This window comes from Dyadobacter sp. HNCC25DJ186 (assembly GCF_056895235.1).
The window spans coordinates 778,678-794,345 of sequence record NZ_JBXHAS010000001.1; the positions used below are offsets into that span (position 1 = coordinate 778,678).

Sequence of the window (15,668 nt, forward strand, 5' to 3'; positions counted from 1 at the left end):
TTAATTGCTTATTTTTGCGAATATTATTCAAAATTCATGAACATTCTCGCGATAGAGTCGTCTTGCGACGAAACCTCGGCCGCTGTTTTATCTAACGGCAAAATTTACTCCAATGTTGTTGCTACGCAGCTCATTCACACACAATATGGCGGTGTTGTTCCTGAACTCGCATCAAGAGCGCATCAGCAACACATTCTGCCCGTGGTAGATAAAGCATTGAGCGATGCAAAAGTAACAAAAAAAGACCTGCATGCCATCGCTTTTACCAAAGGACCCGGATTATTAGGCGCTTTACTGGTTGGGACTTCCTTTGCAAAATCCATGGCGCTGGGACTTGGCTTGCCACTTATCGAAGTTAATCACATGCAGGCGCATGTACTTGCTCATTTTATACAGGATCCAAAACCGGAATTTCCATTTTTATGCCTTACGGTAAGCGGCGGTCATACGCAGATCGTCAAAATAAATACTCCACTGGATATGCAGATAATCGGGCAAACCAGAGACGATGCTGTGGGTGAAGCTTTTGATAAAACAGCCAAACTTCTTGATTTACCTTATCCGGGCGGACCGCTTATTGATCGATACGCCCAAACCGGGAATCCTCTTGCATACAGTTTCCCGCTGCCAGAAATGCCTGAACTTGATTTTTCATTTAGTGGAATTAAAACTTCGTTCATGTATTTTTTACAGAAACAGGTGCGGGAAAATCCAAATTTTATTCAGGAAAATATTGCAGATATTTGCGCCAGTATCCAATATACTTTAGTAAATATTCTTTTGAAAAAGTTAAAAAAGGCTGCGAAAGAAACCGGGATAAAGGAAATCGCTATTGCAGGTGGAGTTTCTGCAAATTCAGGATTGCGGACCTCACTTCTTGAACTGGGAGAAAAACAGGGTTGGAAAGTTTATATTCCTGAATTTGAATATTGCACCGATAATGCGGCGATGATCGCCATGGCCGCCCATTACAAATTTCTCAAAAACGATTTCTGCGACCAGACAGTTAGTCCGATGGCAAGAATGGAATTTTAAAATAACAAAAAATTTAAAAATGGTTCTTTCAGAAATCTGGATTTATCCGGTAAAATCTTTGGCAGGTATTCGTATTTCAGACGCGCAGGTTCAGGAAAAGGGGCTCCAACATGATCGTCGCTGGATGATTACGGATCCTTTTGGCCGTTTTATTACCCAGAGAGAATTCCCGAAAATGGCTATGCTGGAAGTTTCGGTTGAAGAAAATTCGCTGTTGATTTCCAATAAACTTATGCCCGATAACCGTATAACTGTTCCGATTGAGCCGGTCAGTGCAAGTCCGATTGCTGTGACAGTTTGGGATGATACTGTGGACGCAATTACAGTTAGTAATGATGTCGACAAATGGCTAAGTGAACAATTGGAACTGGATGTCCGCCTGGTCATGATGCCTGAAAAAACAGAGCGAAAAGCTGATCCTAAATATGCAAAAAATAACGAAAATGTGAGTTTTGCTGATGGATTCCCGTTTTTACTGATATCCCAGGCATCACTGGACGACCTGAATTCCCGCCTGGAAGAGCCTGTCATCATGCAAAGATTTCGCCCAAACTTTGTGGTAACAGGAACGAGCGCTTTTGCAGAAGATTACTGGAAGTCGTTTAAGATCGGCGATTTGTCTTTTGATATTGTAAAACCTTGTGCACGTTGTGTTTTGACTACAATCGATCCGGAGACAGGTGTCAAAGGAAAAGAGCCGCTAAAAACACTGGCAACATATCGCAGAGTAAATAATAAAATTCTTTTTGGACAAAACTTAGTAACCAAAAATCAGGGCCTTGTGAAACAGGGAGACGAAATCTTATTGACCGAATAAACGCTTTTTGTGAAAGGAAATTTACTCAACTTCATCATCAATACCATTAAAAAATTTAGCTTAGGCCATATACATTGGTTTAACTTCGACCTGGTTGCCGGAGCCGTAATTTCGCAGGCAGCATTCAGTAGACTACCTGTCGGAAAAGCCAGTCTCAATACAAAAACTTCACTCGTTCTGGCACTCGGCGTATTTATTATCGCTTCGTTAAACAGACTTCTGGATAACCGAAAACCGGCAAAGGCGGAATCAAAAAAATTTCTTTCCAGTCAAAAGGAACGGATATCCTTTTTTAAAATAATAGTCGGAGCACTTGTTGTCGCATGTATTGCGGCGTTTTTCCTGCCGGGACAAATGTGGAAACTTGCGCTTGGCCTGATGATAACTTCGGCAGCGGGTACTTTTCTCTTTTCAAAATTACCTGAAAGAAGCCCGCTTCATATGCTACGAGAACCCTTGTCTGCCATTATTATGACGGCGGCAATTGTTGGAAACACATTTTTCCAGAACCAGGACCTGGTTAAAGAGCACAGGTATACGGGTGTTATTTTTATTCTGATAGTCATTCAGAATTTATTGTTGTCATCTTATTTTATTGCAATGACTTCCCCCAACACATCCAATCTCGCGGTGCGGTCGGGCTCTATACTAACCAGACAGATCTTACACGGAATTACGTTGCTCGTTATCGTCGGGTGCGTCATTATCTGCCTTAAAACAGAATTCCGATATACCCAGCGTCTGATTGTTATCCTTATGGGAATGTCCGTTTTACATTCACTTATGCTTCAAAAAGCGAAATTTTTAAATTCAAAAAAATACAAAGCACTTCTGATCACGCTGATATTAGCACTTCCATTTTTAGTGTTATAGCAAGAAAAAGGCTTACCCTTCGCGAGAAAGATAAGCCTTTGACATTTATATTAAACCTTTAAGCCTGAGCTTCCGGATCTCCCGCGCCATAGGTCTGGAAAGGACTTTTCATAATTCCTCTTTCCGAATTACGAATGAAATTTACAACTTCATCACGTTCGTTGGATGGCGGTAACTCTAACTCGATTTTTTGCAAAGCCTCAGCATTGTTAAGGCCTCTCATGTAGATATAGCGATAAATATTCTGGATATCGACAATTTTTTCATTGCTGTATCCACGGCGGCGCAAACCTACTGAATTGATTCCCGCATAAGAAATCGGTTCACGAGCTGCCTTTGTAAAAGGAGGAACATCTTTACGAACCAAAGAAGCACCTGAGACAAATGAATGAGCCCCAATTTTGACAAATTGATGTACAGCACTCATTGCACTTACAATGGCCCAGTCGTCTACATGAACGTGGCCAGCCATTTGCACATTATTACCGATGATGCAATTGTTACCCACACGACAGTCGTGCGCGACGTGCGCATAGGCCATGATCAGACAACCTGACCCAACCACCGTTTTCCAATGCTCTTCAGTGCCGCGACTAATCGTAGCATATTCCCGAACGGTAGTATTGTCACCAATAATTGTTAGTGTGTATTCATTGTTGTATTTAAGGTCCTGTGGCGTTGAAGATATAACGGCACCAGAGAAAATACGGCAATTTTTGCCGATACGAGCTCCTGCGTTAATCACTGCATGAGAACCAATCCAGGTTCCTTCGCCTATTTCTACATCTGCATGTATCATGGCGAATGGTTCAATTTCTACATTCGGAGCAATCTTAGCGTCAGAATGGATATATGCTAACTGTTGTGTCATTTTTTCTTTACTAGACTTGCGATCATATCTGCTTCACACACCAGCTGCCCGGATACGTATCCACGACCGCTCATTTTTACAATTCCACGTTTCATTGGAGAAGTAAAAACACATTTAAAAATAACAGTATCGCCAGGAAAAACATTTTTACGGAAACGGCAGGCGTCGATACCGATCAGGTATGGCCAGTAGTTGTCAGGATCCGGAACACTGCTCAAAACAAGTATACCACCCGTCTGAGCCATCGCTTCAAGCTGTAAAACACCAGGCATTACCGGATTTCCCGGAAAGTGTCCAAGAAAATATTCCTCGTTGATTGTCACATTCTTAATCCCGACCACACTATTTTCATCCAGTGCGATAATTTTATCAATCATCTGGAAAGGATAGCGATGAGAAAGCAACTGCCCGATTTGATTGATGTCAAGAACCGGTGCCTTATTTGGGTCATATTGGGGTATATCTCCCTTACCCGATTTGATGAGTTTCTTAATTTTTTTAGCAAGTGCAACATTTGCCGCGTGCCCGGGACGGGCTGCAAGAATCTGTGCTTTGATAGGTCTTCCGATCAGCGCCAGGTCACCAATAAGGTCAAGAAGTTTATGTCTTGCCATCTCGTTTGGATAATGCAGATCAACGTTGTTAAGGATGCCGTTTGATTTGTCTACACTAACTTTCGGTTGATTCAACAACTGTGAAAGATGATCCAGTTCTCCGTCTTTCACCTCACGGTCAACGATCACAATCGCATTCGTAAGGTCACCACCTTTGATCAGGTTTTGTTTAAACAAAGATTCTAATTCATGAAGAAAAACGAATGTACGGCATTTCGCAATATCGTCCTTAAACAGCGTAATATCATTAAGAGAAGCGTGCTGGCTGCTGATTACCTTTGAATTGTAATCAACCATCACAGTTAAACGATAGTCAGATAATGGCAAAGCGGCCATTTCGATATCATTTTCCTTATTTTTATAATGAACATATTCCGGAACTTCGAAATAATTACGGTAAGCATTTTGCTCTTCAATACCGGCATCCATCAATGCATCGATAAATTTGATTGAGCTTCCATCCATAATCGGCGGCTCAGGCCCATCCAACTGGATCAGAACATTGTCAATCTGCAACCCAACCAGTGCAGCCAAAGTATGCTCCACCGTATGAATGCGTGCTCCATTTTGCTCGATCGTTGTACCGCGCGACAGATCCACCACATTGTCCACATCCGCATCAACAATTGGCTGATTTGGTAAATCGACACGTTGAAACTTATAACCGTGATTGGCAGCAGCTGGAACGAAGGTCATCGTTGCTACCACACCTGTATGTAAACCTACTCCCGTAACTGATACGGATTTTTTTATGGTTTGTTGTTTTTCGTTCATTATATTCTCCTAATCTACTAAACGGCTGCGGGGCGTCGCATTATTCGCCAAAATAATGAGCTTTCGCTCAACTTTTATAATTTCTTCTATTTATTGTTCAGAAACTTCACGTTTGCGTTCAAGTTCTTTCAGACGTTCTTCCAGCTCAGGCAGCCGTCTTGTAAGAGCCATTGCCCTCAAATGTTCTGTTAAATCTCTCGCTGGTGAGCCTGAAAGAGAAAGTCCTTCTTTTTTGATAGACTTCCCTATGCCTGACTGCGCACCGATTTTTGTATTATTGGCCAAAGTAAGATGTCCGGAAATACCTACCTGCCCTGCTATGACGCATTGTTCTCCAATACGTGATGACCCGGAAATCCCAGCTTGTGCTGCAATGACGGTATTTTGTCCAATTTCTACGTTATGAGCAATCTGGACGAGATTATCAATTTTAACTCCTTTACGGATTATGGTCGAACCCATTGTCGCACAGTCAATCGTTGTATTGGATCCGATGCTGACATTATCTTCAATAACGACATTACCGAGCTGTGGAATTGTTTTATATGAACCGTCGGTCTGCGGAGCAAATCCAAATCCGTCACTACCAATCACGGTATTAGCAAAAATGCAACAGTTTTCGCCGATAACGGTCTTATCGTAAATCCTTACACCAGGGTGAATTATAGTATTGTCTCCAATCTCGACAAAATCACCAAGGTAAGTGTTTGGATAAATTTTCACACCTTTTCCAATTTTACAATTGCGTCCAATGTATGAAAAGGCACCGCGGTAACCGTCGTCGCCCATCACACTATTTTCACCAATAAAACTGGGTTGTTCTATGCCGCTTTTTCCGGTTGCAATACGTTTCTGATATTCTTCAAGAAGTATTGTAAAGGCCGTGTAGGCATTTTCTACATAGATTAGTGTAGCACTGATCTCTTGTTTAGGAGCAAAGTCCTTATTAACAATAACTGCCGAAGACTGTGTGGTATAGATATAGGATTCGTACTTACTGTTGGCCAGGAATGAGATACAACCAGGCCGCCCTTCTTCAATTTTTGCAGCCGAATCAATTGTAACTGTATCATCACCAACGGTGGTTCCATCAAGCATCTTTGCAATCTCGCTGACAGTAAATTTCATATTTCGGCTAATTTCTGGTAACGTCTCTGTAAATAATAAAGTGAATTCAAGATAAGGCTTCTTTGCAGATGAAAGAATTCACATCCTAACTAACCACGCAAAGATACATTTTTACCCCAACATACATAATACTTGCGGACAATCTTCGTGAGTGCTTCGATCGTAGGAATATCAGAAGCATCTGCAATATCGAGCAATGCCCCACCTTTCATTTTGACCTTTATGGGATCCTGTTCCGTTTCGTATGCCCAATTGGTTGTTTCACCCGTTACTAAAAAGTATGACAACTCACTTTGCTTAATCCCTTCTGATAAAAGTTTTTCTTTTAACGGATTCAAGATCTGGTCTCCCGGGGCGGTATCAAAAAAGCTGATTTTGAATAAATTTCTATCCAGCAAATCTTTACATAGTGTAGAGAGTACGATATCCGGATGTTTCGTCCATCCCTTCACAGAAGCCCATACGTCATTATCGTCCAGATTGTTGAAAGATTTTAACAAATCCGGGTTTTGCTCAAAATCTGATAGCGAAAATTTATTTTTCAAAAACAGAGAAAAGTCTGGTGTTGCAAACAAATTTTCTCCCTGAGCGGATAACTCCCTTGCTCGTTTTAAAATTTGTGTCAGCATCGCTTGTGCACTCAACAAAGTTTTGTGTAAATACACCTGCCAATACATCAGTCTGCGGGCATGAAGGAAGTTTTCGATACTCAACAATCCCTTTTCTTCAATGACGAGCTGATCCTGACTGATCTCAAACATTTTTATCAAACGGTCGGCGCCGATGGAGCCTTCGATCACACCCGTGTAAAAACTGTCGCGGTTGAGATAATCCATCCGGTCCATATCGAGCTGACTGGAAATCATCTGGTGAAAAAACTTCCGTGGGTAAACCCCTTCAAACATTTGAATGGCAATATCCAGTCGCCCGTCCATTTCACGGTTTAACTGTTTCATCATTTCCAGCGTGATCGACTCATGCGCCACGCCCGGCATCAGTTCCTTTTCTAAAACGTGGGAAAATGGACCATGCCCGAGATCATGCAGAAGAATGGCCGCCTGCGCTGCTTCCATTTCCGGCTCCCATATCAAATGACCTTTTTCCTGCAACGTGCGAAGAGCCTGGCTCATCAAGTGCATAGCACCCAACGCGTGGTGGAAACGGGTATGAAGCGCACCCGGATAAACCAGATCAGCCAATCCCAATTGTTTAATTCGTCGTAAACGTTGGAAGTAAGGATGCTCGACCAGATCGAAAAGTAAATCTGAAGAGATCGTGATAAAGCCGTAAACGGGGTCGTTGATTATTTTTCTTTTGTTCAAAACGTACTTTTTTTTGCAAAAATAGTAAACTACGAACGCAGAAAAGAATGAAATCTTATGATAATCATTTGGAGAATTAATCTCTTTGACTAATTTTGCACTCCAAACTCTTTTATAGAGCGGGGCCTATAGCTCATTCGGTTAGAGCAACTGACTCATAATCAGTAGGTGCCTGGTTCGATTCCAGGTGGGCCCACTTGAAAATCAAGGACTTACGAGATAAAAACTTGTAAGTCCTTTTTTATTTGATACACAATTTGAGACACAACTCTATTAGTTCTTGTGGTTTATCCCTTCCCACAGCGTTTAAAACTGATAGATTAGACACCCCATTTTTCGACTTTCTGGTCAGTTGTTCGTATTTACACTGCATTATAAAAAATAAAACTGTTTTTTTCTGTCAGCATGGACTAGAACTCAGATATTGATAATCTTCTTTTACATTCTTCCAATTCGTCCTGAGATTCCTCAAGTTCATTTTTTAGTTGTCGAATTTCTTGAAGTGCTTCTTCGTAGTTAGACTCCAACTCTTCCTTCTCATCTTTTAATTTCTTCTTTTCGCCAGAACATTCTTCCAATTCAACTTTTAATCTTTCACTTTCGGAATTGCAACTTGCAATACATATAACCGTACTTAAAATTAGCAATCGTACAAAATTGTTAAATAAAGGTTTTATCATTTGTTTTATCTTATGTTTATAAGGTAAAATTTGTGTGTAAACTTCCAGTAAATCTTTTAGTCTTTCTGTCCGATTACTCGACGCGTAGAAACTGTTTTTTTTGATTACCTGATTGCTATAATTTAAAAAATGGGACTGCTATAAATGTTTGATTTAATAACCTCAAATTCATAGTCATATTTTTTTATCATTGATTTGGTAAGTTCAAAAAACCACTCTGGGGCACTTGGTGCAACATAGACTCTGTGAATTAATGTTTCAACACAAACATCAATGTTTAAGCCGTAATCCATCGTCTCAATTTCAAATGGGATTCTTTCGTCAATGACATCTGAAATTGGAAACTTCATGACTAGTGCTCTAATTTCTTTTTCATGTTCAAAGCTGTGTCGCTTGTGCAGGTATGAATTATAAAAGTTTCTTGCATCGATCCCATCTGTGTCGTAATTAATATACTTCACCTTGCCAATATGCACATCCTCTTCACCAATAATGCTACTTTTCAATGATTTCCAACTTGTCACAACTGCAATTCCTTCATTACTTTGAAGATACAATTTCCACATTGCAGCAGACTCATACTCGTTTTCATGCCAACAGTTAATCGCAACATATTTTCTCATATCTTTAAGTGCAGCTCCTGAGGTATCATCCTGAAGGTCATATTGCAAATTCAATTCATCACGAGCAGCTAAGTTTAATCGTGTTGTCGAACCCTCAAATGGGTCATCGAATTTATCTGCGCGATTAAAATATAAAGATTTGTTTTCAAGAAGGGATACAAATTTCGTAAAATCCATATATCTCCAGAGTTTCAAACTTTCATTATACGGTTGTTCAAATGAGGGATGTTCTTTATACATAATTTAAGTTCATGTTTAAACTTTTACAGGCAACCAAAACAATATCCTTAAATAGTGATTTGTTCTGGTTTGGTGACAATTATACTATTACTCCCGCCTTTATTGTAACCGTTAAGTAAGTAATAAAATTACCGTCTGAGATAAAGTCGTAATATTACTGTTCAAATATCAATCCTCTATCAAAATTTATGAAATCATTCTTTTACTCATTTCTCTTTTTGACGTTGATTACGTCTTCTTCTTTCGCTCAGAGTTATTACAGTCAACCTTCACAACGGAGCAGTAATCCAAGAAGTAATACAAGTGGTGGATATGTAAATCCAAATACGAATTACAACAACGGGTATACAAAGCAGAACGGCTCTTACGTACAACCCCATTACAAAACTCAGTCAAATCAAACGAATCTCGATAATTTTTCGACTCAGGATAATGTAAATCCGTACACATCAGAAAAAGGATCAAGGGCGAAAGACTATTCTATCGACGCTTATAATTATGGTTCTGGTAAGACGATACAGACAGGGGAAAGGGGTGGTCAATATTACATTAACGATAATGGAAACAAGGTATACGTACCTAAACGCTAACCACCCATCCAAGTTTATATCCTACTATTTACTTTCAACTCCTCATTTTGATGAAGAATTACCATTTACCGTGCATTTTACTTTTTATAGTGTTTTCAATTAGTAGCTGCAGTCAATCCCGTTACATTACAGAGAGACACATCAAGACAAATATCGAGAAACACGAAGTCGGAAAACAAAGCAATATTCGTACATACAGCATATTTAAGGGAAATACAGTTGGTATGGCTCGATATGTAGAGTTAACCGGTTATAAACAGAATTCAGAAAAGGGTTTGATTATCGGTGCTGATAGAGATTATATCACAAGAGTAAGGTATAAAGGTGCTGTTGCTATCTCAGAGTACACCAACGTCGATTTCATACACCTATCTATTGATCAAACAAAAAGTATTCTTTCCAATTACTCTCTTTTACTGGAAAAGATCAAAAAGGAAAAACCACAAGCTAATGAAGAAGTTTATCATGACTTCACAGTTTCAAAGGAATGTTTTATAAGCTTCAGAAGAACTAGCGTTGGAAACAATACTGAATATCTCTATCTATGGATTAATGGCGAGAAATACCAACTGCGCACTGCTATTTTGATTAATAGATTAAAAAAGTTTGTCGCTTACTGATCATGAATACCCAACCAAAACATTTACCCTATATGATCGTATGTGTTGGTTGGGTGATTATTTGTAGCAGCATTTATTAAGTAGGTCAAAAGGGAAAAATCCATTTAAAAGTGCAATTAAATCTTAGGTAATGATATACTAATTTACACTAAAATGGAGGCAATTACTCAATTATTTCAATATATCGAGTCTAAAAATAAGACTGGCGAATTCGTAGATGTGTCATACTACCTACTGTAACTTGGGTATACCACCTACGAATCAAAAAGGGACTTTGTCGATCAATTAGTAACAGATGGTTATCTCAAAATAAAGATCGATCCTTTAAGCATGTATTCCACTACTAAGACAATTGGATTCTCCACCGACAACTTCGATGAAAACATTGACGTTCAAATAACTACAAGGGGACGCCAATATATGTTAGAGCACAAAAAATCGACAGATGCTTTAAGAATAAGTCGGTGGGGAGTGTTTGCAGCTTGGGTTTCAGGACTAGTTGCATTGGCATTGTTAGTCGTAACTATTATTCAAGCCAAAAGTAATAAGGAAAAAGATAATAGTATTGCTGATCAAAACGCAACAATTATCCAACTACGAGGAGAAGTATCAAGACTATCAAAACAAAAAGACTCATTGTCATCATACCTAAGAGAAAGAAAATCTCTTTTAAAGAATGCATCCAAGCTCAAACCCGATCAAAAATAGCAACAAATTTGTTCACGGAGACCTAAATCAAAGAATCATGACAAAAGCAGAATCCGATTTATTAATTCAAGAATCTGACAAATACATCCGAGGTAAATATCCAGTACCTGACAAGAGTCGCCTTATTGAATATACATTAATTGGCACAGAAGTTAATATTGAAGATGGTAGGTACTTCCCTATTGCTTTACTCAAAGCGATATTGCCACCATACCACACAATCAAGATAGATCTTGAAACTATAATTGATTATTTTAGAAGACCAGGAAACCACTAAAAATAAGGACTACAGCTCGTAAAGCGTAGTCTTCATTTTATTAACTCACAGATTGTCAGTTTGAATTATTTTATAGTGTAAATTGGCATATCATTGCCAAATCTAATTATGCTTTTGCAAGTTTTCCATACTTACTTTCTGCTCCTTAATTATTCTTTCTTGTTCCTGAATTTTTACGTCTTTACTTGAGTTTATACAACCTTGAAAGATATTGATAACTATTGACAAAACTGCGATAATTCCGCCAAACCAAGTGGCATAAACTGACCTTCTGCTAGTTTTTAATGAATCGATAGTACGTAGTTCAGATACCAGAAAGTCTTCACCATCACGTGTTATGCATGCATAGAAATTTGGTTCAGGCCCCTCCGTAGATTCATGCATTTCTAATACATCTCCATTTTCGTCGTAAGAAAAAAACACTTTATATGGATCAGGTCCGTCAGCACGCATATCCACATATTTCTTTTGCTTCAATCGTTGCAAAAACATAAATTTTTGATGAAATCCTTCGTAACCAAGATCGGCAAGAACTTCTTCAACGATAATACTTTTCTTTGCCTTAGAATCATGTAGAAATTGTAAAAATTTCAGTGAATCAGTCATCATAAATTGTCATTTTTAAGCATCCCAAAATCACTCCCTCACCCGTTCCACCCGTTCATTCAACTCCTTCCAATTAGGTATATGCGTTGACAGTTCTGCCCAAAACTGTTTTGAGTGATCTTTTACCTTCGTGTGACAAAGTTCGTGTACGATTAAATAATCGATCAAGGAATACGGTAGTTTTATCGCTGCAGGGTTGATCGTAATGACATTCTTTCCGGAACAATTACCCCAACTCTTTTCAAGTTTACGAAATTTGAGACCTTCATAAGTCAGACCCGTTTGTTTTGAAAACTTCTTAACTCTCGGGGTAATTTTTTCGACAGCGCGTTCCTGGTAAAAGAGCTCGATTGAATTTTGAATCTCGGATTGCTCCATGTCAGGAAAAGGTAAAAGAATTTTAAACTTAGAGTGATTGAAGTCGATTCGCAGTTCTTTTAGTTCTTTCTGTACGATAACCTCCACGTAATATGACCTACCTAGATAAGTAATCCGCGAACCAGTTACTATTTTTTCATCTTCTTTTACTGAAACCAGATCAAGTTTGTCGAGAATCCACCGCGCTTTCTTTAATATGAGCTTGTCGGATTTCTCAACAGGAATTGATTTCCCTTTAAGGACTACTCCTATGTTCTTTTCTACGGTGATATAGTGTGATTTCAGACTGTCATTTTCATGAAAGCTGTATTCTATAAAAGTTGATCCGTATTTAACCTTACGCATTTTTATTTTTTCTTAAAACCTCTACCAGTTCTTTTGCTTTTGATTTTGCATCCGATCTTTCCATTTTGGTCTTAAGATAACGAACTAGTTTATTTTCTATGTCATTAATTACCATTCCTTTTGTTTCCCATCCTACGATATTCAATTCGCCATTAATTAGGTCAAACAAAGTTGTGGTAGCGTCTTCTGCATCTTCCTGATAAATTATCTTCATTGAGGAATACACAGCGCGCTGCTGTTCCGTCACAAAACCCTTTTGTTCACTTTCTTTTTGCGACAGAATGATTTCATCCTGGATCTTCTCAAACGCTGCAAGTAATGAAAGTTGAGATAAACGACCTTCTTCATGCTCCTTAATCAATTGTTCCAATCGTTCCGCAAGTGGTTTGAAGAAATCCGGATTCTTGTCAAGATTAACTTTTATCGTATGCTTAAGATGATTACGCATTTTCAACTCCTTTGTAGCAGGAGAAACATTCATGATTTCTTCCTTAAACTTTTCCCTGTCAATAATGGAAATAGGTTCCTGCAGAAGATTTTCAACTCCGGTAGATTTCAAATGCTCATCAATAAGTCCCTGTAGGAAAAGACTTTCATCTTTGCTTACCTTAAAACCATCATCATCCAAATACGTAGTTCTTGCCATTTTTTTGATTTCGTTATATAGTTTGAAATCATTGAAATACACCATTGCTCTGGTATCTGGTAATACAATTCCTATGGATTTATTAAACTGTTTTAACAGGTCCTTAAATCGATCACGTTTATCAAGAGGATCAATATAATTGACTGCTTCTTCCATGAATTTAATCCTGTTGTCCTCTTTTTCGACCTTCAAGGGCTTAAAGAACTCTACAAGCTTTGTATGATTTAATTCCAGCTGAGGAAATTCTTCGTTTATGTTTTTCAGTACGTCATCCGGACGAATATCACCGGAAAATATTTTTAATGCTTCAAGTAAATGATTCGTTATACCATTATAATCCATGATATAACCTGCATCTTTCCGTTTCCCGCTCCGGTTAACCCTTGCGATTGCTTGTAAGAGTGTATGTTCCCTTAATGGTTTTTCAAGATATAGACAGGATGCAATTGGTGCATCATATCCGGTGAGAAGCATGTCCGAAACAATCAGAATTGCAGTATTATCATACTTCTTCTTTCCGGACTTTTCCGTTTCGCTCTCGTTTCCAAAAGGAAGTTTATAATTCTCAGTTGTAGTTTTTACTTGTTCCGGAGCGACAATCCAGATTGGTTTCGGATCTTCCTTATGCGTTTTATTCCATTCGACTGCTTCATAATATTCTTTTGCAACATGATCAGACTTAGGAATACCAATGCTGACAATTACTTTGGTGTCGAAATTGTGGAAACCTGATTCTTTTAATGCTTCAAATGCTTGTTTGTATCGGATAGCTGCAGGTCTCCCGTCACATACAAAAAGCGCTTTATGACCGTTAGGGAATATCTTTTCTTTAAAATGAGTAATTGCGTGTTTGGCAATATCATTGACTCTCTCCTTTGAAAACTGGTATTTTTTTAGTGCTACCTGTTTTAACTTGTCCTTCTTTTCTTCTGGTTCGTGTCCAAACTTTACTTCAAACTCAGCGTCAAGTTCGGTTTTGCGTATATCCAGTTTAGCTATACCCTCATCATATAAAAGCTCTACTGTTGATCCATCTGCTACGGATTCCTTAATGGTGTAGACATCGATATATTCACCCCCATAAAACTCACCTAACGTGGATTTATCTTCTTTGGAGATTGGTGTCCCTGTAAAAGCAATGAACTTTGCATGGGGTAATGCATTACGCATAAAAGATGCGAGAAACCCATAATGTGTACGGTGTGCTTCATCGACCAATACATACAAGTTTTCCTTTTGGGATAGTTCTTCAAGTACTACCTCTTCACGCTCACGCTCTACCCATTTCCCATTTTCTAAAACCTTTGTGATTTTAATGAGGTTTTTGTCCTGAATATATTTTTCAATACGGACGTTCTCTTTTTCTTCTAGTTCTGTTTGATCCTCTTCTGTTGTAGCTTCCTTATTTGTTTCCTGAAACTTTTGGATCGTGGTGGTGATAATGCCACCATAATCATTTCTTAAAAGTTTGTCCAGGTGAATGACAGATCCTGCATGTTTAACATTCTTCAAACCAACGTTACCAAAAGTGGTAGTGATTTGACTGTCCAGATCTTTACGATCCGTCATGATGATTACCGTAGGATTGTTGAAACCGTATTCAGGTGCTCGTAGTTTTCTGGTAACGTATGCCATTGTAATGGATTTACCAGATCCTTGTGTATGCCACACAACACCACCTTTACCTTCCTGTAATTTTTTGATCGTATTATTGGTAGCACGTATTTGCTGATAACGTGGAAGTTTCTTGATCGTTCTACCTTCTTCCTTTTCAAAGATGACAAAATGACGAATGATGTCCAGTAGCTTATCTTTTTGGAAAAGGTTATAAATCAGTTTGTCTTGTTCCGTTGTTACTCCTTTAACTATTTCGTTTTTGGGTGTCCGGAAAACTGAATAAAATGCTTGTGGTGCATTTATCGCTCCATAACGACCACCAACTTTCCATATTCCGGCACAAATCTGATTATAATAAAACAGTCTTTCATTTAAATCCTGATAGGCATATAGATCACTGTAAGCAGAATCCGATGCAGTGGTAGCGGTTGGTGATTTACATTCCAGTAAAGCAACCGGAATCCCATTTACATACACTACCAGATCAGGAATGGAATGATTTCCGATTCTGCTTAAATACCGGAATTGATTAACAACCAGAAAATCATTGTTCTCCGGATTCTGGTAATCAATGTATGAAACCGTCCTGAACTCTTCTACTCCTTCAAACTCCTGTTTTAAAGTAAATGATGCACCCCGGATTAACTCCCAAACCTGTTCATTAATTTCCATCAAGGATGAACCTTGAACGGTCGTGATCTTGTCGTAAGCTTTAAAAACGTTGTTGTCGTCAATCCACGGATTAAGTTTCTGGATTGCAAAAATCAACCTCTTTTTTAAGATTACTTCTGAAAGATCGTTTCGTTCATCACTTTCCTTACCATTAAGATATTGGTATCCTAAGCGTTGAAAAAGTTGAATTGCAGGAAGTTCACTGTAAAGGTATTCATCACTCATAACGGAG

The 15,668-nt window shown here is 38.7% G+C and carries 16 protein-coding genes and 1 tRNA gene; 8 read left to right on the top strand and 9 right to left on the bottom strand.

The features are described 5' to 3' along the window. Window positions 1–36 precede the first annotated feature (36 nt). From tsaD to AC1XUO_RS03235, 3 genes are read left to right on the top strand one after another with little or no spacing between them, the layout of a single operon-like run. Window positions 37–1,035, top strand: coding sequence for a tRNA (adenosine(37)-N6)-threonylcarbamoyltransferase complex transferase subunit TsaD (gene tsaD / locus AC1XUO_RS03225; RefSeq protein WP_483328313.1), 999 nt, complete (start codon window positions 37–39; stop codon window positions 1,033–1,035). A 19-nt stretch (window positions 1,036–1,054) separates the two neighbouring features. Then, complete coding sequence (locus tag AC1XUO_RS03230) at window positions 1,055–1,852, top strand: MOSC domain-containing protein (protein ID WP_483328314.1); 798 nt, start codon at window positions 1,055–1,057, stop codon at window positions 1,850–1,852. 9 nt (window positions 1,853–1,861) lie between these two features. Next, on the top strand, window positions 1,862–2,725 hold the full coding sequence (locus AC1XUO_RS03235) for a hypothetical protein (RefSeq protein WP_483328315.1): 864 nt from the start codon (window positions 1,862–1,864) through the stop codon (window positions 2,723–2,725). A 58-nt stretch (window positions 2,726–2,783) separates the two neighbouring features. On the opposite strand, the gene lpxA is transcribed toward AC1XUO_RS03235, so the two are convergent. From lpxA to AC1XUO_RS03255, 4 genes are all read right to left on the bottom strand, one after another. Continuing rightward, window positions 2,784–3,596 (bottom strand): acyl-ACP--UDP-N-acetylglucosamine O-acyltransferase, encoded by an 813-nt coding sequence (lpxA, locus tag AC1XUO_RS03240; protein ID WP_483328316.1) that lies wholly within the window; start codon window positions 3,594–3,596, stop codon window positions 2,784–2,786. After that, window positions 3,593–4,984 carry a bifunctional UDP-3-O-[3-hydroxymyristoyl] N-acetylglucosamine deacetylase/3-hydroxyacyl-ACP dehydratase gene (locus tag AC1XUO_RS03245; protein WP_483328317.1) on the bottom strand — a complete coding sequence of 464 codons (1,392 nt, stop codon included), beginning with the start codon at window positions 4,982–4,984 and terminating at the stop codon, window positions 3,593–3,595. The genes lpxA and AC1XUO_RS03245 overlap by 4 nt, the downstream gene beginning before the upstream one ends. 90 nt (window positions 4,985–5,074) lie before the next feature. After that, the gene (gene lpxD, locus AC1XUO_RS03250; protein ID WP_483328318.1) at window positions 5,075–6,112 is read right to left on the bottom strand and encodes a UDP-3-O-(3-hydroxymyristoyl)glucosamine N-acyltransferase; all 1,038 of its coding nucleotides are present in this window, start codon (window positions 6,110–6,112) and stop codon (window positions 5,075–5,077) included. Window positions 6,113–6,201: 89 nt separating this feature from the next. Then, window positions 6,202–7,434 carry an HD domain-containing protein gene (locus AC1XUO_RS03255; protein WP_483328319.1) on the bottom strand — a complete coding sequence of 411 codons (1,233 nt, stop codon included), beginning with the start codon at window positions 7,432–7,434 and terminating at the stop codon, window positions 6,202–6,204. Window positions 7,435–7,556: 122 nt separating this feature from the next. Between AC1XUO_RS03255 and AC1XUO_RS03260 the strand changes: the two genes are divergently transcribed. Next, window positions 7,557–7,630, top strand: a tRNA-Ile gene (locus tag AC1XUO_RS03260). Between the two features lie 214 nt (window positions 7,631–7,844). Here AC1XUO_RS03260 and AC1XUO_RS03265 read toward each other — a convergent pair. After that, on the bottom strand, window positions 7,845–8,114 hold the full coding sequence (locus AC1XUO_RS03265; RefSeq protein ID WP_483328320.1) for a hypothetical protein: 270 nt from the start codon (window positions 8,112–8,114) through the stop codon (window positions 7,845–7,847). A 122-nt stretch (window positions 8,115–8,236) separates the two neighbouring features. Continuing rightward, on the bottom strand, window positions 8,237–8,977 hold the full coding sequence (locus tag AC1XUO_RS03270; RefSeq protein WP_483328321.1) for a hypothetical protein: 741 nt from the start codon (window positions 8,975–8,977) through the stop codon (window positions 8,237–8,239). A gap of 188 nt (window positions 8,978–9,165) precedes the next feature. Between AC1XUO_RS03270 and AC1XUO_RS03275 the strand changes: the two genes are divergently transcribed. From AC1XUO_RS03275 to AC1XUO_RS03290, 4 genes are all read left to right on the top strand, one after another. Beyond that, window positions 9,166–9,567: a hypothetical protein gene (locus AC1XUO_RS03275; RefSeq protein ID WP_483328322.1), complete on the top strand. Its 402-nt coding sequence runs from the start codon at window positions 9,166–9,168 to the stop codon at window positions 9,565–9,567. A 224-nt stretch (window positions 9,568–9,791) separates the two neighbouring features. Continuing rightward, window positions 9,792–10,187, top strand: a complete 396-nt coding sequence (locus AC1XUO_RS03280) for a hypothetical protein (protein ID WP_483328323.1) — start codon at window positions 9,792–9,794, stop codon at window positions 10,185–10,187. Window positions 10,188–10,517: 330 nt separating this feature from the next. Beyond that, window positions 10,518–10,895 carry a hypothetical protein gene (locus AC1XUO_RS03285; protein ID WP_483328324.1) on the top strand — a complete coding sequence of 126 codons (378 nt, stop codon included), beginning with the start codon at window positions 10,518–10,520 and terminating at the stop codon, window positions 10,893–10,895. Window positions 10,896–10,932: 37 nt separating this feature from the next. Beyond that, a complete protein-coding gene (locus tag AC1XUO_RS03290; RefSeq protein WP_483328325.1) occupies window positions 10,933–11,172 on the top strand; it encodes a hypothetical protein in 240 nt (79 codons plus the stop codon). Between the two features lie 102 nt (window positions 11,173–11,274). Here the strand turns inward: AC1XUO_RS03290 and AC1XUO_RS03295 are convergent, their stop codons facing one another. The 3 genes from AC1XUO_RS03295 to AC1XUO_RS03305 are packed head-to-tail and all read right to left on the bottom strand — an operon-like array spanning window position 11,275 to window position 15,661. Then, window positions 11,275–11,781, bottom strand: a complete 507-nt coding sequence (locus AC1XUO_RS03295) for a hypothetical protein (RefSeq protein WP_483328326.1) — start codon at window positions 11,779–11,781, stop codon at window positions 11,275–11,277. A gap of 27 nt (window positions 11,782–11,808) precedes the next feature. Beyond that, a complete protein-coding gene (locus tag AC1XUO_RS03300) occupies window positions 11,809–12,501 on the bottom strand; it encodes a M48 family metallopeptidase (RefSeq protein WP_483328327.1) in 693 nt (230 codons plus the stop codon). Further along, the gene (locus AC1XUO_RS03305; RefSeq protein WP_483328328.1) at window positions 12,494–15,661 is read right to left on the bottom strand and encodes a type I restriction endonuclease subunit R; all 3,168 of its coding nucleotides are present in this window, start codon (window positions 15,659–15,661) and stop codon (window positions 12,494–12,496) included. The genes AC1XUO_RS03300 and AC1XUO_RS03305 overlap by 8 nt, the downstream gene beginning before the upstream one ends. Window positions 15,662–15,668 lie beyond the last annotated feature (7 nt).